General features: G+C 72.6%; 24 protein-coding genes. 18 read left to right on the top strand and 6 right to left on the bottom strand.

All coding sequences use genetic code 11. The features are described 5' to 3' along the window. Positions 1-15 precede the first annotated feature (15 nt). From ACIRU3_RS32720 to ACIRU3_RS32640, 17 genes are all read left to right on the top strand, one after another. Complete coding sequence (locus ACIRU3_RS32720) at positions 16-1,539, top strand: MFS transporter (protein ID WP_404064024.1); 1,524 nt, start codon at positions 16-18, stop codon at positions 1,537-1,539. A gap of 312 nt (positions 1,540-1,851) precedes the next feature. Continuing rightward, positions 1,852-2,811, top strand: coding sequence for a phosphate/phosphite/phosphonate ABC transporter substrate-binding protein (locus ACIRU3_RS32715; RefSeq protein ID WP_404064020.1), 960 nt, complete (start codon positions 1,852-1,854; stop codon positions 2,809-2,811). Positions 2,812-2,933: 122 nt separating this feature from the next. After that, positions 2,934-3,737 carry a phosphonate ABC transporter ATP-binding protein gene (gene phnC / locus ACIRU3_RS32710; protein ID WP_404064017.1) on the top strand — a complete coding sequence of 268 codons (804 nt, stop codon included), beginning with the start codon at positions 2,934-2,936 and terminating at the stop codon, positions 3,735-3,737. A 5-nt stretch (positions 3,738-3,742) separates the two neighbouring features. Beyond that, on the top strand, positions 3,743-5,539 hold the full coding sequence (gene phnE, locus ACIRU3_RS32705) for a phosphonate ABC transporter, permease protein PhnE (RefSeq protein WP_404064014.1): 1,797 nt from the start codon (positions 3,743-3,745) through the stop codon (positions 5,537-5,539). 259 nt (positions 5,540-5,798) lie between these two features. Further along, the gene (locus ACIRU3_RS32700) at positions 5,799-6,575 is read left to right on the top strand and encodes a GntR family transcriptional regulator (RefSeq protein ID WP_404064011.1); all 777 of its coding nucleotides are present in this window, start codon (positions 5,799-5,801) and stop codon (positions 6,573-6,575) included. 16 nt (positions 6,576-6,591) lie between these two features. Continuing rightward, on the top strand, positions 6,592-7,026 hold the full coding sequence (locus tag ACIRU3_RS32695) for a phosphonate C-P lyase system protein PhnG (RefSeq protein WP_404064009.1): 435 nt from the start codon (positions 6,592-6,594) through the stop codon (positions 7,024-7,026). Then, positions 7,023-7,742, top strand: coding sequence for a phosphonate C-P lyase system protein PhnH (gene phnH, locus ACIRU3_RS32690; protein WP_404064006.1), 720 nt, complete (start codon positions 7,023-7,025; stop codon positions 7,740-7,742). Before ACIRU3_RS32695 ends, phnH begins: the two co-directional genes overlap by 4 nt. Continuing rightward, positions 7,742-8,872 carry a carbon-phosphorus lyase complex subunit PhnI gene (locus ACIRU3_RS32685; RefSeq protein ID WP_404064003.1) on the top strand — a complete coding sequence of 377 codons (1,131 nt, stop codon included), beginning with the start codon at positions 7,742-7,744 and terminating at the stop codon, positions 8,870-8,872. The genes phnH and ACIRU3_RS32685 overlap by 1 nt, the downstream gene beginning before the upstream one ends. Next, entirely contained in the window at positions 8,869-10,788 is a 1,920-nt protein-coding gene (locus tag ACIRU3_RS32680) for an alpha-D-ribose 1-methylphosphonate 5-phosphate C-P-lyase PhnJ (protein ID WP_404064000.1), read from the top strand. The genes ACIRU3_RS32685 and ACIRU3_RS32680 overlap by 4 nt, the downstream gene beginning before the upstream one ends. A gap of 5 nt (positions 10,789-10,793) precedes the next feature. Continuing rightward, positions 10,794-11,555, top strand: a complete 762-nt coding sequence (locus ACIRU3_RS32675) for an ATP-binding cassette domain-containing protein (protein WP_404063997.1) — start codon at positions 10,794-10,796, stop codon at positions 11,553-11,555. Beyond that, on the top strand, positions 11,552-12,793 hold the full coding sequence (locus tag ACIRU3_RS32670) for an alpha-D-ribose 1-methylphosphonate 5-triphosphate diphosphatase (protein ID WP_404063994.1): 1,242 nt from the start codon (positions 11,552-11,554) through the stop codon (positions 12,791-12,793). The genes ACIRU3_RS32675 and ACIRU3_RS32670 overlap by 4 nt, the downstream gene beginning before the upstream one ends. Continuing rightward, on the top strand, positions 12,790-13,638 hold the full coding sequence (locus ACIRU3_RS32665; protein WP_404063991.1) for an inositol monophosphatase family protein: 849 nt from the start codon (positions 12,790-12,792) through the stop codon (positions 13,636-13,638). The genes ACIRU3_RS32670 and ACIRU3_RS32665 overlap by 4 nt, the downstream gene beginning before the upstream one ends. Then, positions 13,635-14,198, top strand: coding sequence for an HD domain-containing protein (locus ACIRU3_RS32660; protein WP_404063988.1), 564 nt, complete (start codon positions 13,635-13,637; stop codon positions 14,196-14,198). Before ACIRU3_RS32665 ends, ACIRU3_RS32660 begins: the two co-directional genes overlap by 4 nt. Positions 14,199-14,305: 107 nt before the next feature. After that, the gene (locus ACIRU3_RS32655) at positions 14,306-15,067 is read left to right on the top strand and encodes a DeoR/GlpR family DNA-binding transcription regulator (protein WP_404063986.1); all 762 of its coding nucleotides are present in this window, start codon (positions 14,306-14,308) and stop codon (positions 15,065-15,067) included. Next, entirely contained in the window at positions 15,064-16,011 is a 948-nt protein-coding gene (gene pfkB / locus ACIRU3_RS32650) for a 1-phosphofructokinase (protein WP_404063984.1), read from the top strand. The genes ACIRU3_RS32655 and pfkB overlap by 4 nt, the downstream gene beginning before the upstream one ends. A gap of 73 nt (positions 16,012-16,084) precedes the next feature. Beyond that, positions 16,085-18,175 (top strand): fructose-specific PTS transporter subunit EIIC, encoded by a 2,091-nt coding sequence (locus ACIRU3_RS32645; protein WP_404063982.1) that lies wholly within the window; start codon positions 16,085-16,087, stop codon positions 18,173-18,175. A 110-nt stretch (positions 18,176-18,285) separates the two neighbouring features. Beyond that, the gene (locus ACIRU3_RS32640; protein ID WP_404063980.1) at positions 18,286-18,540 is read left to right on the top strand and encodes a hypothetical protein; all 255 of its coding nucleotides are present in this window, start codon (positions 18,286-18,288) and stop codon (positions 18,538-18,540) included. Between the two features lie 129 nt (positions 18,541-18,669). Here the strand turns inward: ACIRU3_RS32640 and ACIRU3_RS32635 are convergent, their stop codons facing one another. The 4 genes from ACIRU3_RS32635 to ACIRU3_RS32620 all read right to left on the bottom strand — a co-directional run bounded on the left by ACIRU3_RS32635 (position 18,670) and on the right by ACIRU3_RS32620 (position 23,337). After that, the gene (locus ACIRU3_RS32635; RefSeq protein WP_404063977.1) at positions 18,670-19,416 is read right to left on the bottom strand and encodes a DUF6227 family protein; all 747 of its coding nucleotides are present in this window, start codon (positions 19,414-19,416) and stop codon (positions 18,670-18,672) included. Positions 19,417-19,573: 157 nt separating this feature from the next. Further along, entirely contained in the window at positions 19,574-20,791 is a 1,218-nt protein-coding gene (locus tag ACIRU3_RS32630; protein ID WP_404063974.1) for an Ig-like domain-containing protein, read from the bottom strand. Between the two features lie 238 nt (positions 20,792-21,029). Then, the gene (locus ACIRU3_RS32625; RefSeq protein ID WP_404063971.1) at positions 21,030-22,058 is read right to left on the bottom strand and encodes a P1 family peptidase; all 1,029 of its coding nucleotides are present in this window, start codon (positions 22,056-22,058) and stop codon (positions 21,030-21,032) included. Positions 22,059-22,098: 40 nt separating this feature from the next. Beyond that, positions 22,099-23,337, bottom strand: a complete 1,239-nt coding sequence (locus tag ACIRU3_RS32620; protein ID WP_404063969.1) for a low temperature requirement protein A — start codon at positions 23,335-23,337, stop codon at positions 22,099-22,101. Positions 23,338-23,565: 228 nt separating this feature from the next. Here ACIRU3_RS32620 and ACIRU3_RS32615 point away from each other — a divergent pair, with 228 nt between their 5' ends. Next, complete coding sequence (locus tag ACIRU3_RS32615) at positions 23,566-23,742, top strand: hypothetical protein (protein WP_404063966.1); 177 nt, start codon at positions 23,566-23,568, stop codon at positions 23,740-23,742. Positions 23,743-23,783: 41 nt separating this feature from the next. On the opposite strand, the gene mscL is transcribed toward ACIRU3_RS32615, so the two are convergent. Further along, complete coding sequence (gene mscL, locus ACIRU3_RS32610; RefSeq protein WP_404063963.1) at positions 23,784-24,242, bottom strand: large conductance mechanosensitive channel protein MscL; 459 nt, start codon at positions 24,240-24,242, stop codon at positions 23,784-23,786. A 138-nt stretch (positions 24,243-24,380) separates the two neighbouring features. Next, a complete protein-coding gene (locus ACIRU3_RS32605; RefSeq protein ID WP_404063960.1) occupies positions 24,381-24,986 on the bottom strand; it encodes a hypothetical protein in 606 nt (201 codons plus the stop codon). Positions 24,987-25,109: the final 123 nt, after the last annotated feature.

Genomic DNA, 25,109 nt, shown 5'->3' with positions numbered 1-25,109 from the left:
ATCTAGCGTGTACCCATGACCTCCACGCAACAGCCCCACAGCGCTCAGCAGGCCCCGGGTGACCGCCGCCGCTGGTTCGCGCTCGCGATCGTGATGACCGCGGCCTTCATGGACCTCGTCGACGTCACCATCGTCAACATCGCGATCCCCTCGATCAAGCAGGACGCGGGCGCCTCCCTCAGCCAGATCCAGTGGATAACCGCCGGCTACGCGCTGGCCTTCGCCGCCGGCCTGATCACCGGCGGCCGCCTCGGCGACATCCACGGCCGCCGGCGGCTGTTCCTCGTCGGTGTCGCCGGTTTCACCGTGGCCTCCGCCCTGTGCGGCTTCGCCGCGAACCCGGAGATGCTGGTCGCCTCCCGCATCCTGCAGGGCGGCATGGCGGCGATGATGGTCCCGCAGGTCCTGTCGATCGTGCACGCCACCTTCCCCGCCCATGAGCGCGGCAAGGTGTTCGGGCTGTTCGGCGCGGTCGTCGGTCTGGGCGCGGTCTCGGGCCCGCTGCTCGGTGCCCTGCTGACGGAGTGGAACCTGTTCGGTCTTCAATGGCGGCCGATCTTCCTGATCAACCTGCCGGTCGGTGTCGTCGCCTACGTCCTCGGCCGTCGCTACATCACCGAGTCCCGTGCGCCGAAGGCGCTGAAGCTGGACCTCGTGGGCGTCGCCCTGGTGACGCTGGGCCTGCTGATGCTGCTCTACCCGCTCACCCGCGGCCGTGAGCTGGGCTGGCCGCTGTGGGGGTACGTCTCGATGGCCGGCGCGTTCGGCGTCTTCGCGGGGCTGGTGGCCTACGAGCGGCGCAAGGCGGCCCGGGACGGCTCCCCGCTGGTCGAGCTGTCGCTGTTCCGGGTCAAGAGCTTCGCCGCCGGCATCGCCGTACAGACCGTCTTCGGTGTCGCGCTCGGCATCTTCTTCCTGGTCTGGACGCTGTACATGCAGATCGGCCTGGGCTGGAGCCCGCTGCGGGCGGGTCTGACCGGTGTGCCGTTCTCGCTGGCGGTGTCGACGGCGGCCGGCATGTCCGTGCAGAAGCTGGTGCCTCGCTTCGGCCGCAAGGTGCTCCAGGCCGGTGCGCTGGTGATGGCGGCCGGCGTCCTCCTCTACATCTGGGAGGCGCACCACTACGGCCTTGCCATCGCCCCCTGGCAGATGGCTTTCCCGCTGGTCGTGATGGGGGCCGGCATGGGCCTGATCGTCGCGCCGCTGACGGACGCGGTGCTCTCGGAGGTGCCGCGCGAGCACGCCGGTTCCGCCTCCGGCCTGATCAACACCGTGCAGCAGATGGGTAACGCGCTGGGCCTCGGCCTGGTCTCGGTGGTGTTCTTCGGCGTGATCGGCGACCGGCTGACCCGCGCCCAGGTGGGCCCCGCCTTCGTGAACGGTTTCCAGCACGCGCTGTGGTGGGTGGCCGGCGTGATGGGCGTGATCTTCCTGCTGATGTCCGCGCTGCCCAAGCGGCCGGCGCAGCACGTGGAGGGTGCGGAGCAGGCCGAGCCGGAACTCCCGGCGGTGGACAAGGAGCCGGAATTCGCGGGGTGACGTCCCGGCGGGGCGTCCGCGCCCGCATCCGTCCCGACGAAGGGTCCATGACCAGGGATGTCGTCGACGAGCCCGGTGGCCACGGCACCGGGCTCGTCGGCGTTCCGTTCGCTCTCGGCGCTGCGACTGTGTCCGTTGTGTCCGGGTGTGGCCCGGTCGAGTCGTCCGGTCGGGTGCCCTCAAGAGACGGGTCGCGTTCGACGGGCCGCAACCATCGCTTCTCCGCACCGGCACGGCCTGGATTCAGCCTGGGTGCCGTTCGAAGACCGTTTCGGCGGCGCCTTTGCGGGCCGTTTGAGGAGAAGCCAAACGATGTTTCCTGTGAATCGGCGCGCTCTCGGTGCATTCGCCCTCGGTGCCGCCTCTCTTCTTGCCCTGACCGGCTGCGGCGGGAGTGCGGCCTCGAAGGCCTCCGCCGCGACGGACGGAAAGGGCGGCGGCACCCTGGTGATGGCCGCCGTTCCCGCTGAGAACTCCACCGACCTCAAGGCCTCCTACGCGGCTGTGATCAAGCTGCTGGAGAAGGAGACCGGCAAGAAGATCGTTTTCCAGAAGGCCACGAGCTACGCGGCCGTCATCGAGGGACAGCGTTCCGGAAAGATCCAGATCGCCGCGTACGGGCCGTTCTCCTATGTGCAGGCGAAGAGTTCCGGTGTGAAAGCCACCCCGGTGGCCGCCGGTGTCGAGACGAAGGGCGCGAAGCCCGGCTACCAGTCCTACGGCATCGTGAAGACGGGCTCGCCGATCAAGGACCTCAAGGGCTTCAAGGACAAGAAGGTCTGTTTCGTCGACCCCAACTCCACCTCCGGCTACCTCTACCCGCGGGCCGGGCTGATGGAGGCCGGCGTGGACGTGGCCAAGGGCATCACGCCGGTGATGGCCGGCGGCCACGACGCCTCGGTGCTCGCGGTGAAGAGCGGCCAGTGCGAGGCCGGATTCGCCTACGACACGATGGTCGACAAGCAGCTGATCGAGAAGGGTCAGCTCAAGAAGGGCGAGATCACCACGGTGTGGAAGTCCGCGGTCATCCCGGGTTCCCCGGTGGCGATCAGCGACGATCTCGACGCCGGCCTGAAGCAGAAGATCACCGATGCCTTCCGGACCAAGGCCAATGCCGACTATCTGAAGGCCCACGGCTTCTGCTCCGGCAGCGGCAAGTGCGAGGTCGACGACGCCGGTGACTGGGGCTACGCAACGGTGGACGACGCGATCTACGACGGCGTCCGAAAGGTCTGCGCGGTCACCAAGGACAAGCAGTGCGTGAAGTCCTGACCCGGGCGGCCGGATAACGCGGAATTCGCGGACGGCCGGGATTGCGGTGCGCACGGTATGGCATCGGCAATTCCGGTTGTCCGCACGGCAGTTCAGTTCACCGAAACGAACCGGAGCGACTCATGGCCCCCGACCGTCTCCCCGAACCCGTAGTGCGATTCGACGGAGTCAGCAAGCGGTTCGATTCCGACGTGCTCGCACTCGACGACGTCTCCCTGAGCGTTCGGGCCGGGGAGATGGTCGTACTGCTCGGTCTCTCCGGGTCCGGCAAGTCGACCCTGCTGCGCCACGTCGACGGACTGCAGCGGGCCACCACCGGCACGGTCACCGTCCTCGGCGCCGATGTGGGCCGCGCCCGCGGCGCCGGACTGCGCCGGCTGCGCCGCCGGATCGGCTTCGTCTTCCAGCAGTTCCATCTCGTCGGCAGCCTCAGCGTGCTGGAGAACGTGTGCACCGGCGCGCTCGGCAGGCTGCGCGGACCCCGTCTCGGTCTGCTCGGCTATCCGCAGAGCGTGCGGCGCGAGGCGCTGCGCCATCTGGAGCGGGTGGGCCTGGCGGACCGGGCGTTCCAGCGCGCGGACACCCTCTCCGGCGGTCAGCAGCAGCGGGTGGCCGTCGCCCGGGCGCTGATGCAGCGGCCGGAGATCCTGCTCGCCGACGAGCCCGTCGCCTCCCTCGACCCGGAGTCCTCGGCGCAGATCATGGGGCTGATCAAGGAGATCGGCGAGGAGGAGCGGCTCACCGTGCTGTGCAGCCTGCACCAGGTCGACCTGGCGCTCTCCTGGGGCCACCGGATCGTCGGCCTGCAGGGCGGCCGGGTGCTGATGGACAGCCCGGTGTCCGGTCTCACGCGGGACGACGTCATGTCCGTGTACGCACGGCTGGGCGTCACGACCCCGGCGGTCCTCACGGCCACGGCCGGCTGAGCCCCGTGACCGTCTCGACCGCGGCCGCCCCGACGCCGCCTTCCCCGGCCCCGCCGCCCGGTTCCGCCCCCGCTCCCCGGACCCTGCCCAGGCCTCGCCCGGGCGGCGTCGCCGCGCTGCTCGTCATGGCCGCCCTGGCCGGCTTCGCGTGCTGGGCCTTCGCCGACCTGCGCATCAACGCCGCGACCCTCGTCGACAGTGCCTCGAACGCGGTGGACTTCACGGGGCGGATGTTCCCGCTCGACTTCCCGCCCGCCGCCGAGGTGCTTCGGCTGTGCGGGCAGACCATGGCCGTCGTGGTGTGCGCGACGCTGCTGTCGGTGCTGCTCAGCGTTCCGGTGGCGGTGCTGGCCGCCGGCAACACCACTCCGCACGCGGGCGCCAGGCTCGGCGCGCGCGGTGTCGTCGTGCTGGCCAGGGCCGTCCCGGACGTGGTGCTCGCGATCGTCTTCTTCCGCGTCTTCGGACTCGGCGCCCTGACCGGTGTGCTGGCCATGGGCCTCCACTCGGTCGGCATGGTCGGCAAGATGTACGCCGACGCGATCGAGCAGATCGACGAGGGACCGCGCACCGCGGTACGGGCCACCGGCGCGAGCCGTCTCCAGCAACTGGTCTCCGGTGTGCTGCCGCAGGTGCTGCCCTCCCTGGTGGCCAACGCGCTGCACCGGCTGGACATCAACCTGCGGATCTCGGTGGTGCTGGGCTTCGTCGGCGTGAACGGCCTCGGCTTCGAGATCGCCGGGGCGCTGAACGCCCTGGACTACCGGCGGGGCATGGCGCTCGCGCTGATCGTGCTGCTGCTGTGCGTGCTGGTGGAGCTGCTCTCCGGGGCGATACGGCGGGCCCTGCTGCGGAACGCCGACGGGGGAGGGCGGACGAAGGGTGTCCGTACGGCGGGTGTCCGTACGGCTGGTTCCCGTACGGCTGGTTCCCGTACGGCGGGTCTCGGCAAGGTGGGTTTCCGTACGGCCCGTCTCCGTACGGCCGATGTCCGTACTGCGACTGCCCCCACCGCCGCCACCCGCGTCAGCCCGCCGTGGAACGCCCGCCGGGTGCGCCGCACCGCCTACGCGGCCGTGACCCTCCTGACGCTGGCCGCCTCCGTGCGGGGCGCCGGTCTCGCACCGGACCAGTTCCTCGGAGCGCTCGGCGGCCTCGGTCGTACGCTGGGGCTGTTCTGGCCGCCTCAGACCGGTGGCATCCTGCCGGACCTGCTGTCCGACCTCTTCGACACCGTCGAGATCGCCTTCGCCGCGACCCTGATCGGGGCGGTGCTGGCCCTGCCCATCGGTGCGCTGGCCGCCCGCAACGTCTCGCCCTCGCCCGCGACCGCAGCCGCGTTCCGGGGCGTGGTGGTGCTGGTCCGCGGCATACCCGAACTCGTCCTGGCCCTCGTCTTCGTGGTGATCACCGGCCTCGGCGCGGTGGCCGGCGCGCTGGCGCTGGGCGTCGGCGCCGTCGGCCTGCTCGGCAAGCTCGTGGCCGACTCGCTGGAGGAGGTCGACCCGGGAGTCGAGGCGGCGGTACGCGCCACCGGTGCGGGACGCCGGCAGGTCTTCTGCTCGGCGACGCTGCCGCAGGCCGCGCCCGCGTTCGTCGGACACCTGCTCTACCAGCTCGACGTCAACATCCGCTCCGCGACGCTGCTGGGCATCGTCGGCGCGGGCGGCATCGGCTTCGACCTCCTGAACGCCTCACGGGTGCTGGACTTCGGCGTCGTGACCACTGTGCTGCTGCTGGTGTTCGCCACCGTGCTCGTCGTGGAGCTGCTTGCGGTGTGGCTGCGCCGCGTCGTCCGCTGAGCGCGCCACGTCGTACGCCGACCGGGTCGCGTCGTGCGCCGGACGTACCCCGTCGTGCGCCGAGCCCACCGCGTCGTCCGCCGACGGCCGCACCCGGGTGGGCCGTGATACCCCGACGCGTGGCGCCTTCTCCCATGGATTCCATGGGGGACGGCCGGTTCGAACCGGGAAACAACTGTCACGGCTGTTCATGTTCCCGGTCGGAGGCGTTGGTCGGCAGCAGGTTGTCCGGACGAGTCGGCCGACGACAGTTCCCGGTGTGAGTGGGACCAGGTATCTGGAGATCGCGGAGCAGTTGTCCGCCGAGCTGGCCGAGTGTGCCCGGGGCACCCGGGTCGCCAGCGAGGCCGAGATCGCCCGGCGGTTCGGCGTGGGCCGGGCCGCCGCACGGGCGGCCGTACAGGAATTGGAGCGCCGGTTCGTCGTCCGCCGGACCCAGGGGTCGGGCACCTTCGTCAACCGGCGCATCGACTACGTCATCTCGCGCAGTGTCCCGCCGTCGTGGTCCACCACGATCTCGGCGGCGGGCGCCACACCTCGCGCCCTGGTCAAGTCGGTGCGCACGATGCCGCTGCCCGCCGATCTGGCGGACCGGTTCGAGCGGCCCGCCGGCTCGCCCGTGCACGAGGTGGTGCGCGAGTTCTACATCGACGACCTCCTCGCCTCCTGGACCCATGAGTGGATCCCGGTGGAGGAGGTGCCCGACCTGGATCTGGCTCTGCACGCCGTCGACTCCGTCGACCTGGTGCTCCGCCAGATGGTGCGGGTGCGGCCGATGCGGGCCTGGTGCCGGGTCAGCATCGACGTCCCGCCGGCAGAGGTCCTGCGCGCCCTGCGCATGGAGAGCAGCCTGCCCGCGTGGCTGGTGGAGAGCGTCAGCCGCGACGAGGCGGCCGGCAATGTCCTGATGTGCAGCCGCACCTGGACCCGCGCCGACGCCGTCCGCGTCGTGGTCGAACTCGACGAACGGGCCGTCGGCGACGAGGCCGGTGGCCCGCTGGGCACCGCGACACCACAGCAGACGAACACACCGTAATGAACTGGGAGAAGTGGTGACACACGTGTTGAGCAGGGAGCATCGCTGTGCCCTGCTGGCCGAGGCCGAGAGGGCCGAACTGATCGAACTGGCCGACGCCTGCATCGCCGACGGCGCGCGGGTGCGGGTCCTGGTGGCGCCCGAGGTCGGCTGCGTGACCGCGCAGGTCCGTGAGCCGGTCCTGGCGCAGCGGTTCCTGCTGGGTGACGTCCTGGCCTGCCGGGCGGAGGTGGAACTGGCCGGTCACCGCGGCTGGGCCATGCGCCTCGGGGACGACCGCGTGGCCGTGCTGGCCGCCGCGGTGCTCGACGCCGAGGTGCAGTCCGGCCGGCCCCGGGCCGCCGACGTCGACCTGCTGTGCGAGCAGGTCGCGCGCCGCCGGGACCTGCGGGAGAGCCAGGAGTGGGCGGAACTCGCCCCGACCGTCGTCGAGTTCGAGGAGCTGACGTGACCGCCGTCGAGACCATGCCGACACCCGCCCCGGGCGCCTTCGGGACCGCGGAGCTGGTGACCGCGGCCAAGCTGCCTCCCGCCCAGGCACAGGGCGTCTTCCGGGCCGTGCTCGACGCCCTGGCGCGGCCGGGCACGGTGATCCGGTTCCCGGTGGACGTACCGGACGAGGTGCCGCCCGCGCTGCTGCCGGTCCTCGCGCTCGCCGACCTCGGGACCGGCATCTGTGTGCTGGAGGAGGACGGTGCCCCGTGCTGGTCGGACGTGGTGAGCGTGGCCACCGACGCCCCGGCGGTGCCGCTGGAGAAGGCCCGGCTCGCCGGGGCCGTACGGCCCGTCGTGCCGCAGGAGATCCTCCGGCTGGCGCGGGGCACGGCCGACGCGCCGGAGGACGGCGCCGTGCTGTGTCTGCCGGTGACCGCGCTGGAGGGCGGGCCGGTCAAGTGGCGGCTGTCCGGGCCCGGTGTGCCGGGCGAACGCGACGTCGCCCCGCAGGGCGTGCCGGACGGGTTCGTCGAGGCACGCGCCGCGGCCGTCGGCGGCTTCCCCACGGGAGCCGATCTGCTGCTGGCCGCGCCCGACGGCCGGGTCATGGGCCTGCCGCGCAGCACCACCGTCACCGTCCTGGCCGAAGCCGGAGCCGGAGCCGGAGCCGCCACCGAAGCCGAGGCCGCTGCCGACGCCATGACCACTGCCGTGTCCGAGGAGGAGAACTGATGGGGTACTCGGGAGCACGCGGAGGACTCGAGGCGATTCTCGCCGCCGAGGACCTGGTCCGCCGCAAGCGCGACCACGCGCCGGCGCCGTGGGCGTCGACCGAGCAGATCACCACCCGTTTCCGGCTGGCCGTCGACCGGGTGATGGGCGAGGCCGGCCTCTACGACGAGCCGACCGCGGCCGCCGCCTTCCGGCAGGCCGAGGGCGACACCCTGGAGGCCTCGCACCTGCTGCGCGCCCAGCGCTCCACCCTGCAGCGGCTGGCGGTCAGCGAACCCGTCGACCCGGGCGAGATGACCGTGCTGCGCCGCATCGTCCCGGCGTTCCGCGAGCCCGACGGACCGCAACTCCTCGGCCGCACCTCGGACTACACCGGCCGCCTGCTGGAGCGGCCCGCGGGTCCGCCGGAGCCGGTGCCCACGGCACCGGACACCGCGGGCGGCACCGAGCGCGCGGAGCGCACCGAGGAGCAGCGCAGCCCCCGGCGGTTCCTCGACCTGCTCCGGAAGATGGAACTGGTCGCCGAGGGGCGGACGGGCGACGACCCGGAGCCGCACGACATCACCCGCAAGCCGGCCCGGCCGCCCGCCGACCGGTCCGCGGTCCTGGCCGCCATGGCCCGCGCCGAGTCCGGTGCGCTGGTGGCCCTGTGGTACCGCTCGGTCCTCGGGCCGGACGGCGACGTGCACGAGATCACCCTCGGCGAGCTGCGCCACGGCAGGCTGCCGCTGCGCGTCCGCCACCCGCACACCGGAAACCCGGTCGCCGTGGGCGAGTTCCGGGTCACCGAGGCCGAGGCCATCGAGGACCTGGACGGCGCGGACGAGGACCGTGCGCGCTTCGACGTCGGCTACGGCCTGTGCTTCGGGCACAACGAGCGCAAGGCCATCGCCATGGCCAACCTGGACATCGCCAACCGCCGGTTCGGCCGCAGCGGTCCGCTGGAGCAGCTGCTGCTGCTCACCGTCGACGGCCTCGACTCGGGCGGCTTCCTGGAGCACCTGAAGCTCCCTCACTACGTCACCTTCCGCTCGATGGTCGAGCGCAAGCAAGCCATGCGGGCCGCCGCCGAGGCGGGAGAGGACCTGCCGGCCCGGGCCGCCGAGCCCGCAGGAAAGGACTGCCGATGAGCACGACGTACGACACCCCGCAGACCCCGCAGACCCCGCAGACCCCGCAGACCCCGCAGACCCCGCGGACGTCGGACACCTCGCGCGTCGGCGCGCTCGTCGCCGCGGCGGACGCGGGCAGCCCGCCCGCCGGGATCCTCGACGAGGACGCGAAGCGGGAGGTCCGCCGGGCCGCGCTCGCCGCGGTCTGTGTGCCCGGCTACCAAGTCCCCTTCGGCTCCCGGGAGATGCCGGTGGCGCGCGGCTGGGGCTCGGGCGGACTGCAGGTCACCCTCGGGGTGATCGGCGCCGACGACACGGTGAAGGTGATCGACCAGGGCGACGACGCCGGCGTCAACGCCACCAATCTGCGCCGGATGATCGCGCGGACCACCGGGTGCGGCGAGTCCGCCGACACCCGGGAGGCCACGGTCGTACAGACCCGCCACCGCATCCCCGAGGAGGACCTGGGCGCCCAGCACGTGCTGGTCTACCAGGTGCCCGTGCCCGAACCGCTGCGCGGTGTGCAGAAGTCGGTGGCCGAGTGCGCGCGGATGCACGCCGAGGGCGACTACTCCGCGATGTGGGTCAGCCTCTACGAGGACATCGTCCGCAACGGCATGATCACCGCGAGCACCGGCTACCCGGTGCTGGTCGGCGGCCGCTACGTGATGGCGACCAGCCCCATCCCGCGCTGGGACGTGCCCAGGCTCCACCAGGCCGAGCACCTCAACCTCTTCGGCGCCGGCCGCGAGAAGCGGATCTACGCGGTGCCCCCGCACACCGAGGTACGGCCCCTCACCTTCGACGACGTGCCCTTCGAGGTCGAGCATGAACCGGGCGGGCGCTGCAAGTTCTGCGGCAGCGACGACGTCTACCTCGTCAACGCCGGAACCGAGGGCGCCTTCGCCTGCAGCGACACCGAATGGTGCGCGCGGGTCCGGGCCGGGGACGCCGACACCGCCGCCCACCGGGAACGCGCGCCGCTGGCCCTGCTGCCCGATCCGGCATCCCGCGCGGGGCGCCGCAGGGCGCCCGTGGCCCGTACCGACGCGGCGGACGACGTACCCGCGCCCGCCCGCAGGATCCCGGCCGGAACCCCCGACTGGGCCCTGCGCGTCGACGGCATCGGCAAGGTGCACGGCGCGGGCGGCGCATCGGCCGTACCCGGCACGGGTCCCGAGCACGGCACCGCGGTCAGCCCGTCCACCGGCGCCGTGGTGGCCGCCTGGGACGTCTCCTTCGACGTGGCGCCGGGCGAGGCCCTGGGACTCATCGGCGAGTCGGGCTCCGGCAAGTCCACCGTGCTGCGCTGTGTCATCGGCGACGAGCCGGCCACGGCCGGACGGGTCCACCTCGCCACGGTGGACGGCGGCGCGTCCGAAGTGCTCGCGCTGCCCGCGGCCGTACGGCGCCGGCTGCGCATCGACTCGATGGCCGTGGTCTACCAGGACCCGGCCGCCGGACTCGACCTGCGCGTCTCCGCCGGCGGCAACATCGCCGAACGGCTGACCGCGGCGGGCTGGCGCGGCTACCACGCCATCCGGCGCCGCGCGGCGGAGCTGCTGGACCGGGTCGAGGTGCCCCTGTCCCGCATGGACGACCCCGTACACACCTTCTCCGGCGGCATGAAGCAGCGGGTGCAGATCGCCAAGGCTCTGGCCACCGAGCCGCCCGTGCTGCTGCTCGACGAGCCCACCACCGGTCTCGACGCCTCCGTCGCGGCCGGCGTGCTCGACCTGCTGCGCAGCCTGCTCGCCGAGCGGGACGTCGCCGCCGTGGTCGTCAGCCACGACTTCTCCGTGATCGAGGCACTGACCGACCGCACGCTGGTCATGCAGACGGGCCGGGTCGTCGAACAGGGCCTGACCGACCAGCTCTTCCACGATCCCCACCACCCCTACACCCAGCGGCTCGTCGCCGCCGCCCGGAGGTGAGCCCGGTGAACACCACACACACCGATTCCGCAGAGGACCCCGTACTCACGGTCCGTGCCCTGTACAAGTCCTTCACCCTGCACAGCATCGACGGCCGGACCGTGCCCTCGCTGCACGGCGTCGACCTCGACGTGAAGACCGGCGAGCACGTCGCCCTCGCGGGCCCCAGTGGCGCCGGCAAGTCCTCGCTGCTGCGCTGCGTGTACCGCACCTACCTGCCGGACTCCGGTTCCGTACGGCTGCGCACGGCGGCCGGCCCGGTCGAACTGACCACGCTGCCCGACCGGCAGATGGCCCGGCTGCGCGGCCGGGAGTTCGGCTACGTCTCGCAGTTCCTGGCCGCCCCGCCGCGCACCGGCCCGCTGGAGGTGGTCGCCGCGACCGCCCGGCGGCGCGGGCTCGACCGGGCCCAGGCACGGGAGGCCGCGGCGGCCGCGCTGCACCGGCTGAACCTCGACGAGACCCTCTGGGACGTCGACTGCGGCGTCCTCTCCGGCGGTGAGCGCCAGCGGGTGAATCTCGCCGCGGGGACCGTGCAGCCGCCCCGGCTGCTGCTCCTCGACGAGCCGGTCTCCGCGCTGGACCCGGCCAACCGGGAGGCCGCGCTGGAGCTGATCGACTCATTGGCGGGGCAGGGCGTCGCCGTCCTCGCCGTCTTCCACGACATGGACGCCATACGGCAGTTGGCGTCCCGGGTGGTGTTCGTCAGTGACGGCCGGATCGCCCGGCAGGGCGCACCGGCGGAGATGCTGGAGGCGGCGGCATGAGCACGGGACTGGTGAGCAGGGGACCGGCCGGGGCGCCGGCCCAGGGCTGGACGCTGGGCGGGCCGCCCGCGGACTACGTGCTCGGGCACGTCCGGGCGGTGCTCCCGGACCGCGTACTGGACGACGCGCTGGTCGCGGTCCGGGACGGCAGGATCGCGGCGGTCGAACCGCACCCGGCCGGTGTGGAGGCCGATGTCGACGGTCAGGGCATGCTGTGCCTGCCCGGCCTCGTGGACGTGCACAGCGACGGCCTGGAGAAGGAGCAGCTGCCCCGCCCCGGGGCCGAACTGCCTCTGGAGTTCGCCCTGTTGTCCTTCGAGGGCAAGCTGCGCGCGGCCGGGGTCACGACGGCGTTCCACGGCGCGGCCTTCGAGGAGAGCGGCGGGCGCGGGATGCGCCGGACCCTGGAGAACGCACGGCGGATCTGCGCGGCCGTGGAGAGCCGGGGCGACGACGGTCTGGTGGACCACCGGATCCTGCACCGGCTGGACGTCCGCTGCCCGGAGGGCCTGGCCGGCCTGCGGCAGCGGCTGGAGGAGACCGGGGATGCCGCCCGGGGGCCGGTCCTCGTCTCTCACGAGGACCACACCCCGGGCCAGGGCCAGTACACGGACCGCGCCTACTACGAGCGGTATCTCGTCGGCACCCGCGGGGTCACCGAGGACGAGGCCCGCGCCTACGTCGACCGGCTGATCGTGGACCGGGACGGCCGGCTCGACGTCCGCGAGGAGGCCCTGGGCTGGCTCGGCGAGCAGGCACGCGCGGGCCGGATCCGGCTGCTCGGCCACGACCCCAGCTCGCCGCGCGAGATCGAGGAGCTGTGCGAACGCGGTGGCGCGGTCGCGGAGTTCCCCACGACGGTGGCGGCCGCGAAGTCCGCGCGCGAGCACGGCATGCCGGTGGTGATGGGCGCGCCGAACGTCCTGCGCGGCCACTCGCACAACGGCAACGCCTCCGGCCGCGAGCTGGTCGCCCGCGGTCTGGTCACCGCGCTGGCCTCCGACTATCTGCCGTCGGGGCTGCTCGGGGCGGCGCTGCTGCTCGCCGAGGAGGGGTCGGCGTCGCTGCCCGAGGCGGTCGGCCTGGTCACCGGCGGCGCCGCGGACGTCGCGGGACTGAAGGACCGCGGCCGTCTCGATGCGGGCCTGCGGGCCGACCTGGTGCTGGCCGAGCCCGGCCGCCCCTGGCCCGTCGTCGCGGCTGTGCTGCGCTCGGCCCCGGGGGGTGCGGCGGCATGAGCGGCCAGACACCCATGAGCGGCCGGATCCCGTGGCCGGTGCCCGAACCGCAGCTGCCGTCCGGCGTCCATCCGGCGCTGGCCGCCGCGACGCGGGCCGCCGTCGACGCCTTCCGGGCCGCGCGCGAGACGTACGACCGGGCCCAGCTGGCCGAGAAGGTCCGGACGGGTGCGGACGGTACGCCGACGATGCGGCTGGACATCCTCGTGGACACCGCGATCGCCGAGGTCGTGAACGCCCACCGGATCAATCTGCTCAGCGAGGAGCTGGGCCACATCGACAACGGCTCCGCCGTCACCCTCGTCACCGACCCGGTGGACGGCACCGCGAACGCCGCCTCCGGTGTCCCGCTGTCCGCCTTCGCGGGCGTCATCGCGGTGGACGGCGTGCCGACGGAGGCGCTGACCTGCTGGCTGGAGACCGGGCGCTGCTGGCACACGGTGGCGGGACAGCCGTCGCCGTACCGCACGAGCGGCCGTACGGAGCTGGACGGCGCGGCGGTCAGTCTGCTTCGGCCGCAGCAGCACATCGCCGACGCGTGGTGGCGGGTGGCGACGCGGGCCTCCAGGATCCGCATCCTGTCGACGAGCTGCCTGGAGGCGGTGCTGGTGGCCGAGGGGTCGACGGACGCGTTCGCCGACGCCGGTTCCGACACGCACCGGATCGTGGACCTGGCGGCCGCGATGGTCACCGTGCCCGCGGCGGGCGGCGCGGTGATCGATGTGCACGGCCGCCCGCTGGAGATCGACCCCGACCTCACCCGCCGCTGGTCGGGCGTGGTCGCGGCGACCCCGCGGCTCGCGGAGGAGCTGGCGGAGACCATCCGCGGAACGGAGGACCGATGACCATCCGTGTTCCTCGTGATCCGCTCACCCCGCTCACGAGCCGGGAACTGACCGCGCTCGTCGACGGCCTCGCGGGCCTGCCGTACGGAGGGGAGGCCGTCGACCAGCGCACCCACGCGCTGCAGACGGCGTGGCTGGCGATGGACGCGGGCGCGGACGACGAGCTGGTGGTCGCCGCGGCGCTGCACGACATCGGCCGTGCCCGGCCGGTCCGTGCCGAGCACCCGGGCCTGCCGCACGAGCTGGCGGGCGCCGCGTTCGCCCGGCGCCGGCTCGGTGAACGGGCGGCGTGGGTCATCGCCCGGCACGTACCGGCCAAGCGCTATCTGGTCGCCACCGACCCGGGGTACCACGCCCTGCTCAGCCCGGTGTCGGTCGCGTCGCTGAAGGTCCAGGGCGGCCCGATGGACGAGCGGGAGGCGGCGGAGTTCGCGGCGCATCCGCTGGCGCGGGACGCGGTGGCGCTGCGCCGCTGGGACGACGCGGCGAAGGACCCCGACGGTCCGGTGCTGCCGATGCCGGCCCTGCTGGCGGCGCACGCCCGCCATATCGCGGCCTGAAGTCCGTTTGTGTCCGGACGGGGCCCGGGGCTGTTTACTTTCCTGAAATCCGGGCGTAGCCTCCGACTGAAACCACACGTTCGGGCATCAGTCGGAGGCGAACGGACATGTACGCACCGGAGCGGCAGCAGGAGATCCTCCGGATCGCCCGGGACGGCGGCCGGGTCGACGTGCTGTCGCTGGCCGAGGAGTTCCAGGTCACCGCGGAGACGATCCGCCGCGACCTGAAGGCCCTCGACCGCGCCGGCCTCGTCCGCCGGGTGCACGGCGGCGCCATTCCCGCCGGCCGCCTCGACTTCGAGCCGGACCTCGCCGAACGGGAGTCCACCGCCGCCGACGAGAAGGACCGCATCGCCAAGGCGGCCCTCGCCGAACTGCCCACCGAGGGCACACTGATCCTCGACGCCGGTACGACGGTGGCGCGGCTGGCCGCGGCCGTCCCGCTGGAGGCCTCCCTCACCGTCGTCACGCACAGCCTGCCGATCGCGGCCCGTCTCGCCGACCACCCGGGTATCCAGCTCCACCTGGTCGGGGGGCGCGTACGGCACCGCACGCGCGCCGCCGTCGACGCCTGGGCGCTGCGCGCGTACGGCGAGATCCGCGCCGACGTCCTGTTCGTCGCCGCCAACGGCTTCTCCGCCGAGCACGGTCTGACCACCCCCGATCTCGCCGAGGCCGCGGTCAAGCGTGCGGCCGTCGCCGCCGCCCGCCGGGTCGTCCTCCTCGCCGACTCCGCCAAGCACGGCCAGGAGCACTTCGCCCGCTTCGGCGGTCTGGGCGACGTGGACCTGCTGATCACCGACAGCGGGCTGAGCCCGGAAGACACCGCCGTCATCGAGCGCGGCGGCACGGAAGTAGTGCGCGCATGATCCTCACCGTCACCCCCAACCCGTCCCTCGACCGCACCTACGAGGTCCACGCCCTGAAGCGCGGCGAGGTCATCCGCGCCGACACCGAACGCATGGACCCCGGTGGCAAGGGTGTGAACGTCTCGCGCGCCGTGGCGGCCGCCGGACGGCGCACGGTCGCCGTCCTGCCCCTGGGTGGTGCGCCGGGGGCGCTCGTCGCCGAGCTGCTCGACGCGCAGGGCATCGAGGTCGCCCCGGTCCCGGTCGCCGGCCCCACCCGCTCGAACATTGCGCTCGCGGAAGCGGACGGGGTGCTCACGAAGATCAACGCCCCGGGTCCGGAGCTGTCCCCGGCCGAACAGGAACTGCTCCTGGACACCGTCCGCGAACAGTCCCGGGACGCCGACTGGATCGCGTGCTGCGGGAGTCTGCCCCGGGGGCTCGCGCCCTCGTGGTACGCCGACGTCGTCACCCGGGCGCACGCCGGCGGCGCGCGCATCGCTCTGGACACCTCGGGGCGTGCGCTCCTGGAAGCGCTGCGTGCGCGGCCCGACGTGGTGAAGCCGAACGCCGAGGAACTCGCGGAAGCCGTCGGGCGCCCGCTGGCGACCGTGGGGGACGCGGTGAAGGCGGCCGAGGAACTGCGCGAGATGGGCGCCCGCACCGTGCTCGCGAGCCTGGGCGCCGACGGGCAACTGCTCGTGGACGACGCCGGCGCCTGGTTCGGCAGTGCGCCCGCGGACGCCGTACGCAGCAACGTGGGCGCCGGCGACTCCTCCCTCGCCGGCTTCCTGATCGCCGGCGGCAGCGGCCCGGAAGCCCTGGCCTCCGCCGTCGCCCACGGCGCCGCCGCCGTCCAGCTCCCCGGCAGCGTGATGCCGGCCCCCGCCGACCTGGACCCGGCCGCCGTGACGGTCACGGCCGACATCCCGGTCGACCGCGAACTGAGGGAGCCGGTGTCATGAACGTCCGCAGCACCCCCGTCCCCACCCCCGCCCGTCCCGTTTCCCGGGCGATACGCGTGCAGAGGAGCCCGCGATGAGCGACATGATCACCGCGGACCTGGTCGACCTCGACCTGTCCGCCGACACCAAGGAGGCGGCGGCGCGCGCCCTCGCCGAGCGCATGGTGGCCCAGGGCCGGGTGATCGACCTGGAGGGCTTTCTCGCCGACGTGGCCGCCCGTGAGGCGCAGATGCCGACCGGCCTCGACGGCGGCATCGGTATCCCGCACTGCCGCAGCGCCCACGTCACCGAGCCGACGCTCGCCTTCGGCCGCAGCGCCGCCGGCATCGACTTCGGCGCCGCGGACGGCCCCGCCGACCTGATCTTCCTGATCGCGGCACCGGCCGGAGCCGACGACGCCCATCTGACGATCCTCTCCGCCCTGGCCCGGCAGCTGATGAACACCGAGTTCACGGATGCGCTGCGGTCGGTGGGCGACGCGGGGACGGCGGCGGCGCTGATCCGCGGGGACGAGGCGCCGGCGGGCGCCGAGGGCGCGGCCGAGAGCGCCGGAGCGCAGGGCGCCGCGAGCGCCCCCGAGAACACCGCTGCGGCGCCGGGGGCGGCCTCCGCCGGCGCCGCGGCGGGCAGCACGGCGCAGGGCGCCACGTCCGGTGCGGGCGGGCGCCCGTTCCGTGTCGTCGCCGTCACCTCCTGCCCGACCGGCATCGCCCACACCTACATGGCGGCCGAGTCGCTGGAGAGCGCGGGCCGCGAGGCGGGCGTCGAGGTCGTCGTCGAGACCCAGGGCTCGGCCGGCTTCACCCGCCTCGACCCGGCGGTGATCGCGGCGGCGGACGGTGTGATCTTCGCGCACGACGTCCCCGTGCGCGACAAGGACCGCTTCGCCGGCAAGCCGACCGTCGACGTCGGTGTGAAGGCGGGCATCAACCGCCCCGCCGAACTGATCGCCGAGGTGTGCGGCAGGGCCGAGCGCGGCGAGGCCACCGCGTCCGCCGCTCCGGGGACGCCGGTCGAGCGGGCAGGCGACTCCACCGAGGGCTACGGCACCAAGCTCCGCAAGTGGCTGATGTCCGGCGTGAGCTACATGGTCCCGTTCGTCGCGGCAGGCGGTCTGCTGATCGCCCTCGGCTTCGCGATCGGCGGCTACAAGATCAACAAGGCGCCGTCGGTGATGGATCACTTCGTGTGGACCCAGACCGACAGCTGGGGCGCGCTCTTCTTCCAGATCGGCGTCGTGTCCTTCGGCTTCCTGGTCCCGGTCCTGGCCGGCTACATCGCCTACGGCATGGCGGACCGCCCCGGTCTCGTCCCCGGCTTCGTCGGCGGCTCCATAGCCCTCACCATCAACGCCGGCTTCCTCGGCGGCCTGGCGGCCGGTCTGATCGCCGGCGGCGTGGTGATGGCGATCCAGAAGGTCGACATCCCGGGGGCGTTGCGCGGCATCATGCCGGTGGTCGTGATCCCGCTGATCTCCTCGGCGATCGTCGGATTCCTGATGTTCGTCGTGATCGGCAAGCCCATCGCCTCCGCCCAGCGGGGCATGACCGACTGGCTGAACGGCCTCACCGGCACCAACGCCGTCCTGCTCGGCGCCCTGCTCGGCCTGATGATGTGCTTCGACCTGGGCGGCCCGGTCAACAAGGTGGCCTACACCTTCGCCACGGCCGGCATCGCGGTCGCCGACCCGAGCGACTCCGCGATGAAGATCATGGCAGCGGTGATGGCGGCCGGCATGGTCCCGCCGCTGGCCATGGCCCTGGCCACGACGGTCCGCGGCAGGCTCTTCACCCGGACCGAGCGCGAGAACGGCAAGGCCGCCTGGGTGCTGGGCGCCTCCTTCATCTCCGAGGGCGCGATCCCGTTCGCCGCGGCGGACCCGCTGCGCGTCATCCCGTCCGCCATGGTGGGCGGCGCGATCACCGGCGCCCTCTCGATGGGCTTCGGCGCCACCCTGCGCGCCCCGCACGGCGGCATCTTCGTGGTCCCGCTGATCGGCAACCCGTTCCTCTACCTGATCGCCGTCGCGGCCGGCGTGTGCGCCACCGCGGCCCTGGTCATCGTCCTCAAGGGCATGCGCAAGCAGACCCCGGAGACCACGGCCACCGACCCCGCGAGCGCGGCCACCGGGGCGAAGGAGACCAAGCACCCGGTCGCCGCCTGAGGGCGCCGCCGGCTCTTGTCCCTTTGGTGTGCTGTGAGTTGTTCACGCCACCTGCGAGATACGTCACGGTCCGGGGCCAAAGTCCCGGACCGTGCTGTCTACTGGAGCGTATGCCTGAGCACGTCTCGACCCTTCAGCTGATCGGCTTGGCCGTCCTCACCGTGGCAGGCGTCGCTTGGGCCGTCGTCGTGATGCGCCTCCTGCGCCGCGCCCGTGTCGAGGCCGTCGCCGAATATCGCTCCGCCGCCGCCCTGCCGGCCCTCCCGCACCAGCCCCAGGTCGGCCCCCGCCAGGAGTCCGTCGAACTGACCCCGGCGGAACAGGACGCGTTCGCGGGCCTGGTACGACGACTCGAAGACCACTGACGGGCGAAGACGCCGAGGCCGCGGCCGTAGCGAGTGACGACGAAGCGGCTGGGGTGCCCCCACGCCCTTGAGGCTGTGGGGAAGGGCGTGCCGGATCCCGCGTTCCGGCATGGCCCGCCGGACGCCCCCCTAGGCCTGCCGTGCCGCGCGCCGCTCCATGGCGTCCCGGGCCGCGTCCTGCGTCGCGTAGACCTCGCACATGTGCCGGCCGTCGGGCGTCGCCGTGTGCTCGACCTCCCAGAGTGAGACCTCCTGGCCGTCCGGCAGCAGGAACGCGTGCTCGTACAGCGCGAAGCTCAGCCCCGCCCGGCCGGCCCGCCCGGGCCGTCCGAACGCCTGGGTGATCTGATGCGCGGACGCCGTCGCCAGCAGCGCCGCCGTCTCCGCGCCCGGACGGTCGGGATTCTCCGCACGGCGCAGCAGCCGGCGCGCGTGGTCCGCCGAGGCGTCGGGGGCGTACACGTGCGGGGGCTCGGGGATCGCCGACAGCTGCGTCAGTACCGGAAGCTCGAAGTCCGGCGCGTCCGGCGGCAGCGCGAGCCGGGCCGTGGCCGTGTGCAGCTCCTCCTCGTCGACGTACACCTCGTGCTGTGCGTCACCACCCGGCGCGGTGTTGTGGACGAGCTCCCACAGGGTCACCGCCGAGCCGTCGGCGAGCAGCCAGGTGTGCCGGTACGTCTCGCGGTGCAGCCCCGCGCTGTGGTGGGCGGAGTGCAGGGAGCTGTCGTGCGCCAGCGCGCAGTCGAGCCGCCGGATCACCTCGTCCGGCAGCTCGAAGGAGTTCAGGGCACGGCCGAGGAGTCGCGCGAGATGCTCCTCCGGAGACTCGGGCGACTCGGCTGGTTCGTACGCTGCCGTCTCGTACGGAACGCTCAAGGCTTCTCCTGGCGTTGCTGCATGTCACCTTGTGGGTGCATACCGTAGCCCCTCGGTCGGACATCATGTCCAGGAACCGAGAAAACCTGTGCCGGGAAAACGCAAAGGCCGCGCGAAACGTTCCCGCACGGCCTTACGTCCCGTCAAAACCAGCCGGTCAGGCGGCACTTCCCGAGGTCCAGGCGCTCCACGACATGTTCCAGCCGTTGAGTCCGTTGTCCGGGGCCACCGTGGTGTCCGGGGAGTTCTTCACGATCACGACGTCCCCGACGAGCGAATTGTCGTAGAACCACTTGGCCGTCGTGTCGCCCTGCGCGCCCTGCACGTCCGCCAGGCCGACGCAGCCGTGGCTGGTGCCCTGCCGCCCGAAGGGCGGGTTGCCCTTGTTGTACCAGTAGTTGCCGTGGAGGAACGTGCCCGACGACGTCAGCCGCATCGCGTGCGGCACGTCCGGGATGTCGTACTCCCCGCCGAAGCCGACCGTCGAGCCGTTCATGCGGGTCTGCACGAACTTCTCGGAGATCACCATCTGTCCGTTGTACGTGGTGTGCTCCGCGCTGCCCGCCGAGATCGGCACCGACTTGAGCGTCCTGCCGTCCCGCACCACCGTCATGGTCTGCGTGCCGGCGTCGACGGTGGAGACCTGCGAGCGTCCGACGGTGAAGGTCACCGTCTTCTTCTGTACGCCGTAGGCGCCGCTCGCGCCCTTCACTCCGTCCAGGTCGATCTTCATCGTGACCTTGGAGCCGGCCTTCCAGTACTCCTGCGGCCGGAAGTCCAGCCGCCGGTCCCCGAACCAGTGCCCGACCACCTGCTGCCCGCTGCTGGAGTCGACCGTGATGTGCGACTGCACGGCCTTCTTGTCGGAGATGGACTTGTCGAAGGTGAACGACACCGGCATGCCCACACCGACCGTCGAACCGTTGTCCGGCGTATAGGTGCCGATGAAGCTGTTCGCCGACGAGACGGTGGTGAAGATGGAGTTGGCCGCCGCCGTACGCCCGCTCGCGTCCTTCGCGGTCGCGCCTATCTCGTACTTCGTCCCGCGCTCCAGCTGCTGCTTCGGCTTCCAGCTGCTGCCGTCCGCCGACACCGCCCCCGGCACCGCCTGCCCCGACCCCGCCACGGACATCTTCACGTCCGTCAGCTTGCCGCCGCTGACCTTCACACCGGTCGCGTTGATGGACGCGTCGGTCGAACCGTTCTTGGCCGAGATCACGATGTTCGCCGTCGACGTCTTGGGGGAGTCCTTGCCGCCCTTGCCGTTGTCCGTGGCGTTGGCGCTGCCGCCGCAACCGGTCAGGGTGAGGGCGCCGACCATCAGGGCGGCACAGGCCCCCAGTACGCGCCGCGCAGTAATGTCCGGCGTTGTCACGGGCTGCTCCATGTTCGTGTGATGTGCGTGATCCGTTCCAGTGCGTGCTGAAAGAGGGCCCCGGCCCCCGGGGAGGTTCCCTCCGTCGCCCGTGAACGCCATCACGTGACAGAACCGCGACAATCCGAGCCCCCGGGCCCGCAGCCCGGCCCGCGTACGCCCTTGTCTTCCGGCGCCGCGCGCACACCGGCGGACGGGCGCCGCCACTGCCCGCGCGCCGGGTCGCGAGCCCTCGCGCCTACCGCTTCCCGTACAACTCCGCGTACGACGGCCACACTCCGCCCGGCCCCTCGACCGACTCGGCGGCGTGCACGGCGCGGACGATCGCCCGCGTCACGAGGTCGGCGCCGGCCGCGAGGAGGTCGTTGAGCGCCAGTGGATGTCCGCTGCCGAGCGGGCGCGTGCCCGTCGCCAGCGCGAACACCGTGTCGCCGTCGTGCAGCAGGTGCACCGGCCGCACGGCGCGTGCGATGCCGTCGTGCGCCGTTCCGGCCATCTTCTGCGCCTGTGCCTTGGTGAGGTCCGCGTCGGTCGCGACCACCGCGAGCGTCGTGTTCAGCGGCGGGGGCGAGTTCTTCGAAGCGGCCGCTTCGAGGCGCCGGCGCGCGGCCTCGTGCACAGGGACCTCCGGGTACTCCACGCGCCCCTGGAACAACTCCCCGTACAGAGCGCCCGTTCCGGGATCCACCACCGACCCGGCGGCATTCACGACCACCAGCGCGGCCACGGTGATTCCCGAGTCGAGGAGCGCGCTCGCGGTCCCCACCCCGCCCTTGACACCCCCCGCCACGGTGCCCGTACCAGCTCCCACACATCCCTCCGGCACCCGTGTGCCCGGTGCGCTCGCCGCGGCCGCCTCGACCGCGGCGCGCCCTGTCTCCGCGCCCGGGCGGGCGCGGAAGTTCCCGCCGCGCCCCAGGTCGAATACGCACGCGGCGGGGACCACCGGCACGACGTGGGCGGGATCCGTCCCGACCGGCACCCCGCGTCCCCGCTCCTCGAGCCAGGCCATGACGCCGGAGGCCGCGTCGAGCCCGTACGCGCTGCCCCCGGTCAGCACGACGGCGTCGACCTTCTGCACCACATTGCGCGGGTCGAGGGCGTCGGTCTCCTTGGTACCGGGGCCTCCTCCGCGCACGTCGACGGCGGCGACCGCGCCGCCCTCGGGCGCCAGCACGACCGTGGTGCCGGTGAGCCAGCCGTCCTCGCTGCGGGTCGCGTGTCCCACCCGCAGCCCGGCCACATCCGTCAGTGCGTCGACTGTCATGGGGCCAGTCTGGCCCAGCCCCAGGGGGCGGCCACAGAGGTCAGGCGGCGGGTGCCGTCGCGCCCGCGCGCCGTCCTCGGGCGGCCCTGCGCGCGGTGAGGGTCGTCCCGGCCACCACCGCGGCCGCCGACACGAGCCCCGCGGCGAACACCGCCCACGCACCCAGGAAGGTGCAGCAGATGACCAGCAGTGCCGTGACCGGGAGCACCAGCTGCTGGGTGATGCCGATCTTGAAGTGCCGTGAATGCAGCGCCCACACGGTCAGCAGGTACAGGGCCGTCGGCAGGGTCACTGCCGCCGAGGCGGACAGCGTCGAGATGTGCGCCTTGCCGACCGCCTGCTCCACCGCCACCTCCAGGCCCGCGCCGATCGCCGCGGCCGAGGAGAAGATCAGGTAATGGCCGTACCCCCAGAGGAATGCCTGTGTGTTGGAGCGCAGGTGACCGTGGATCGGCACCACGAAGTAGATCCACCACGCGGAGAAGACGATCAGCAGGCCCCCCGCCGCGATCGGCAGCAGCTCACCCAGCGCGCTGTGCTCGTCCACCGCCGACTTCACGGCGACCGTGGCCGCGGCGATCGACTCGCCGAGCACGATGATCGTGAACAGGCCGTACCGCTCGGCGATGTGGTGCGGATGCCAGGACGTCTGGCGGTCCTTCTCGGCGTACACGGGCACGCACAGCTCCGCGATCACCATCACCAGGAACACCCAGATCCGGGCCGGCTCGGGCAGCAGGACCAGCCCCAGCCAGCCGACCAGGCACAACAACACCCCGCCCGCGTATCTGAGCGCCGTGGTCCGCTCCGCGCCCCCGGTCGACCCGGCCGCTCTCAGCCACTGTGCGGCCATCGCCAGTCGCATGATCAGGTAGCCGAGCCAGACCACCAGGTAGTCGTGGTGCTCGAAGGCCGGGGGGACGCCCGCCGCGAGCACCAGCACGCCGGCGATCTGGACCAGGGTGACGACCCGGTAGAGCGCGTCGTCGTTGTCGTACGCCGAGGCGAACCAGGTGAAGTTCATCCAGGCCCACCAGATGGAGAAGAACACCAACGCGTAGTTCAGGATCCCGTCGCCCACATGCCCCTCGACCCCGGAGTGCACGAGCTGCGCGCCCGCCTGCGCGATGGCCACGACGAAACACAGATCGAAGAAGAGCTCTAGCGGGGAGGACACCCGGTGTGCCTCGTCGCGCCCGCGCGCGGTGAGCCGCCGCAGGGGCCCCTGGGACTTCGGTGCGCCCGGTGAGCCGGGCGACGGAGCGGAACTCGACGTCATGCCTCCCAGGACAGCAGAAAACCGGGACAAAATCTTGTGTACCGATTCACAAGCGGGCGAAGTGCCCAACCCTGGGAGAAACCTCCAGGTCAGAGGAGTCCTCAACCACTTCGGTCGACGGGGGCCGGGACCTTCGGGCCCCGGTCCCGGCGCGCGAAGCGAGGGGCGAAGCTCCGGAGCCCGGGGACGCGGGGACCGGCTTCCGGGACGGGCCCGTACTCTTGAGCCATGAGCACCACCCCCGAATCCGAGCCGCGCGACCCGAAGGCCGCCCTCGTCTTCGACGACCCGCTGAGCCGGCAGTCCTCGGACGACACCGACCGCGGGTGGGGCGAGCGCACGGACGGCGAGAGCGCCGCCGACCTGAAGCGCTTCCTCGACGAGAAGCCGCCCCACCACCTCTGAGCCGCCCGCGGGCGGCGCTGACGCTCGGCCCGCCGGCGTCGCTAACGCTCGTCGTGCCCCGACCCGCGCTGTGCGACCAGCGCGTCGCGGATCTCCTTGAGCACCTCCAGCTCGGTCACCTCGATGACCTCGTGCGTGCCCTCGCGCGCCTTCTTGCGGGCCTCCTGCCGCGCCAGGTACTTCGCCATCGGCAGCACCATCAGGAAGTACACGACGGTCGCGGTGATCAGGAAGGTCAGTGCGGCACCGAGGACGGAGCCCCACATCAGCTGAATGCCGTGAGTCCCCTTGCACGAGGAGCTCAGGCACGAGCTGTAGGTGTCCAGGTTCTGCGTGCCGATCGCACCCACCAGCGGGTTGATGATCCCCTTCACCACCGAGTTGACGATGCTCGTGAAGGCGGCGCCGATGACCACCGCGACTGCCAGATCGACGACGTTCCCCCGCATCAGGAAGGCCTTGAAGCCCTGCCAGACGCTCGGATCCTTCTTCGCGCTCACCTCGGGGACTCTCCTTGTACGCACAGGGTGTGGAACCGAACGCTCCGCAACCTACGGCACGGTGCGGCCATTGTGTCCAATTCCGTAGCTCGATCGAACGACTTGACGGCACGCCGCCGAGAAAGCGGCCGAGGCGGCTCAGCACACCGTCACCGCCAGCCGTGCCGTGGCGCTCGCGCCGACGAGCCGCGCGGCCGTGGTACGTGGCACGGAGAGCACGACCAGCGCCCCGCTCTCGGCCGCACCCTCCACGGGCTCCGGCACCTTCGTCACCCGCACGCCGCGCGCGAGCACCCGGGCACCGCCCCCGGCCGACGGGTCCTCGGCGGCGATCACGTCGACCCGGTCGCCGGGCCGTAACAGCCGGACGGTGGCGGCGTCGGAGATCCGCACCGGCGCTGTCACCACGTCCACCGTTCCGTGCCGTCGTACCGGTTCCGTGACCGGGTGTCCGCGGGTCCGGTCGGCACCGTGCGGTTCCGTCGTGGTCCGCGGTCCCGCCGCCACGAGCGCGGCCGCCGTCATGGCGAGGCCGGCCGCGAGGGCCCGCCGTCGATGCCGTACGAGCCGCTGCAACCGGTACCGGCCGCCGCGCACCCGCACCGGAGCGAAGCGCGGGACCTCGCAGGTCGCCGGGGCATCCGTACCCAGCGGGCGCGGGAGGAGGAGAGGGGGAGGGAAGGACGAGGGGGCGGGCGGGCGAGAGGGCACGGATGGCGTGGGGGACGACGAGGTCAAGGGCATGGGGATCACCGCCTGCGACGAGAGACGTTCGGCTTGCGATGCCACGATGACGCCTCGCGCCGAAACCCGCCGGAGCCGGTGGATCACGGGCAGGTTGTGGACAACTCGCCCACCCGAACGATG

It is taken from the genome of Streptomyces sp. NPDC101151, from assembly GCF_044768335.1.
In the GTDB taxonomy this organism is placed as follows: Bacteria; Actinomycetota; Actinomycetes; order Streptomycetales; family Streptomycetaceae; genus Streptomyces.
Note: the sequence above shows the minus strand (reverse complement) of the source record. Positions and strands in the feature narration are given on the sequence as shown.

Bases quoted from the DNA above. Each gene is read 5' to 3' on its own strand.
- ACIRU3_RS32720 (WP_404064024.1), top strand. From the start codon at position 16: ATGACCTCCACGCAACAGCCCCACAGCGCTCAGCAGGCCCCGGGTGAC.
- ACIRU3_RS32715 (WP_404064020.1), top strand. From the start codon at position 1,852: ATGTTTCCTGTGAATCGGCGCGCTCTCGGTGCATTCGCCCTCGGTGCC.
- phnC (WP_404064017.1), top strand. From the start codon at position 2,934: ATGGCCCCCGACCGTCTCCCCGAACCCGTAGTGCGATTCGACGGAGTC.
- ACIRU3_RS32685 (WP_404064003.1), top strand. From the start codon at position 7,742: ATGGGGTACTCGGGAGCACGCGGAGGACTCGAGGCGATTCTCGCCGCC.
- ACIRU3_RS32680 (WP_404064000.1), top strand. From the start codon at position 8,869: ATGAGCACGACGTACGACACCCCGCAGACCCCGCAGACCCCGCAGACC.
- ACIRU3_RS32670 (WP_404063994.1), top strand. From the start codon at position 11,552: ATGAGCACGGGACTGGTGAGCAGGGGACCGGCCGGGGCGCCGGCCCAG.
- ACIRU3_RS32665 (WP_404063991.1), top strand. From the start codon at position 12,790: ATGAGCGGCCAGACACCCATGAGCGGCCGGATCCCGTGGCCGGTGCCC.
- ACIRU3_RS32660 (WP_404063988.1), top strand. From the start codon at position 13,635: ATGACCATCCGTGTTCCTCGTGATCCGCTCACCCCGCTCACGAGCCGG.
- ACIRU3_RS32655 (WP_404063986.1), top strand. From the start codon at position 14,306: ATGTACGCACCGGAGCGGCAGCAGGAGATCCTCCGGATCGCCCGGGAC.
- pfkB (WP_404063984.1), top strand. From the start codon at position 15,064: ATGATCCTCACCGTCACCCCCAACCCGTCCCTCGACCGCACCTACGAG.
- ACIRU3_RS32645 (WP_404063982.1), top strand. From the start codon at position 16,085: ATGAGCGACATGATCACCGCGGACCTGGTCGACCTCGACCTGTCCGCC.
- ACIRU3_RS32640 (WP_404063980.1), top strand. From the start codon at position 18,286: ATGCCTGAGCACGTCTCGACCCTTCAGCTGATCGGCTTGGCCGTCCTC.
- ACIRU3_RS32625 (WP_404063971.1), bottom strand. From the start codon at position 22,058: ATGACAGTCGACGCACTGACGGATGTGGCCGGGCTGCGGGTGGGACAC.
- ACIRU3_RS32620 (WP_404063969.1), bottom strand. From the start codon at position 23,337: ATGACGTCGAGTTCCGCTCCGTCGCCCGGCTCACCGGGCGCACCGAAG.
- ACIRU3_RS32615 (WP_404063966.1), top strand. From the start codon at position 23,566: ATGAGCACCACCCCCGAATCCGAGCCGCGCGACCCGAAGGCCGCCCTC.
- ACIRU3_RS32605 (WP_404063960.1), bottom strand. From the start codon at position 24,986: ATGCCCTTGACCTCGTCGTCCCCCACGCCATCCGTGCCCTCTCGCCCG.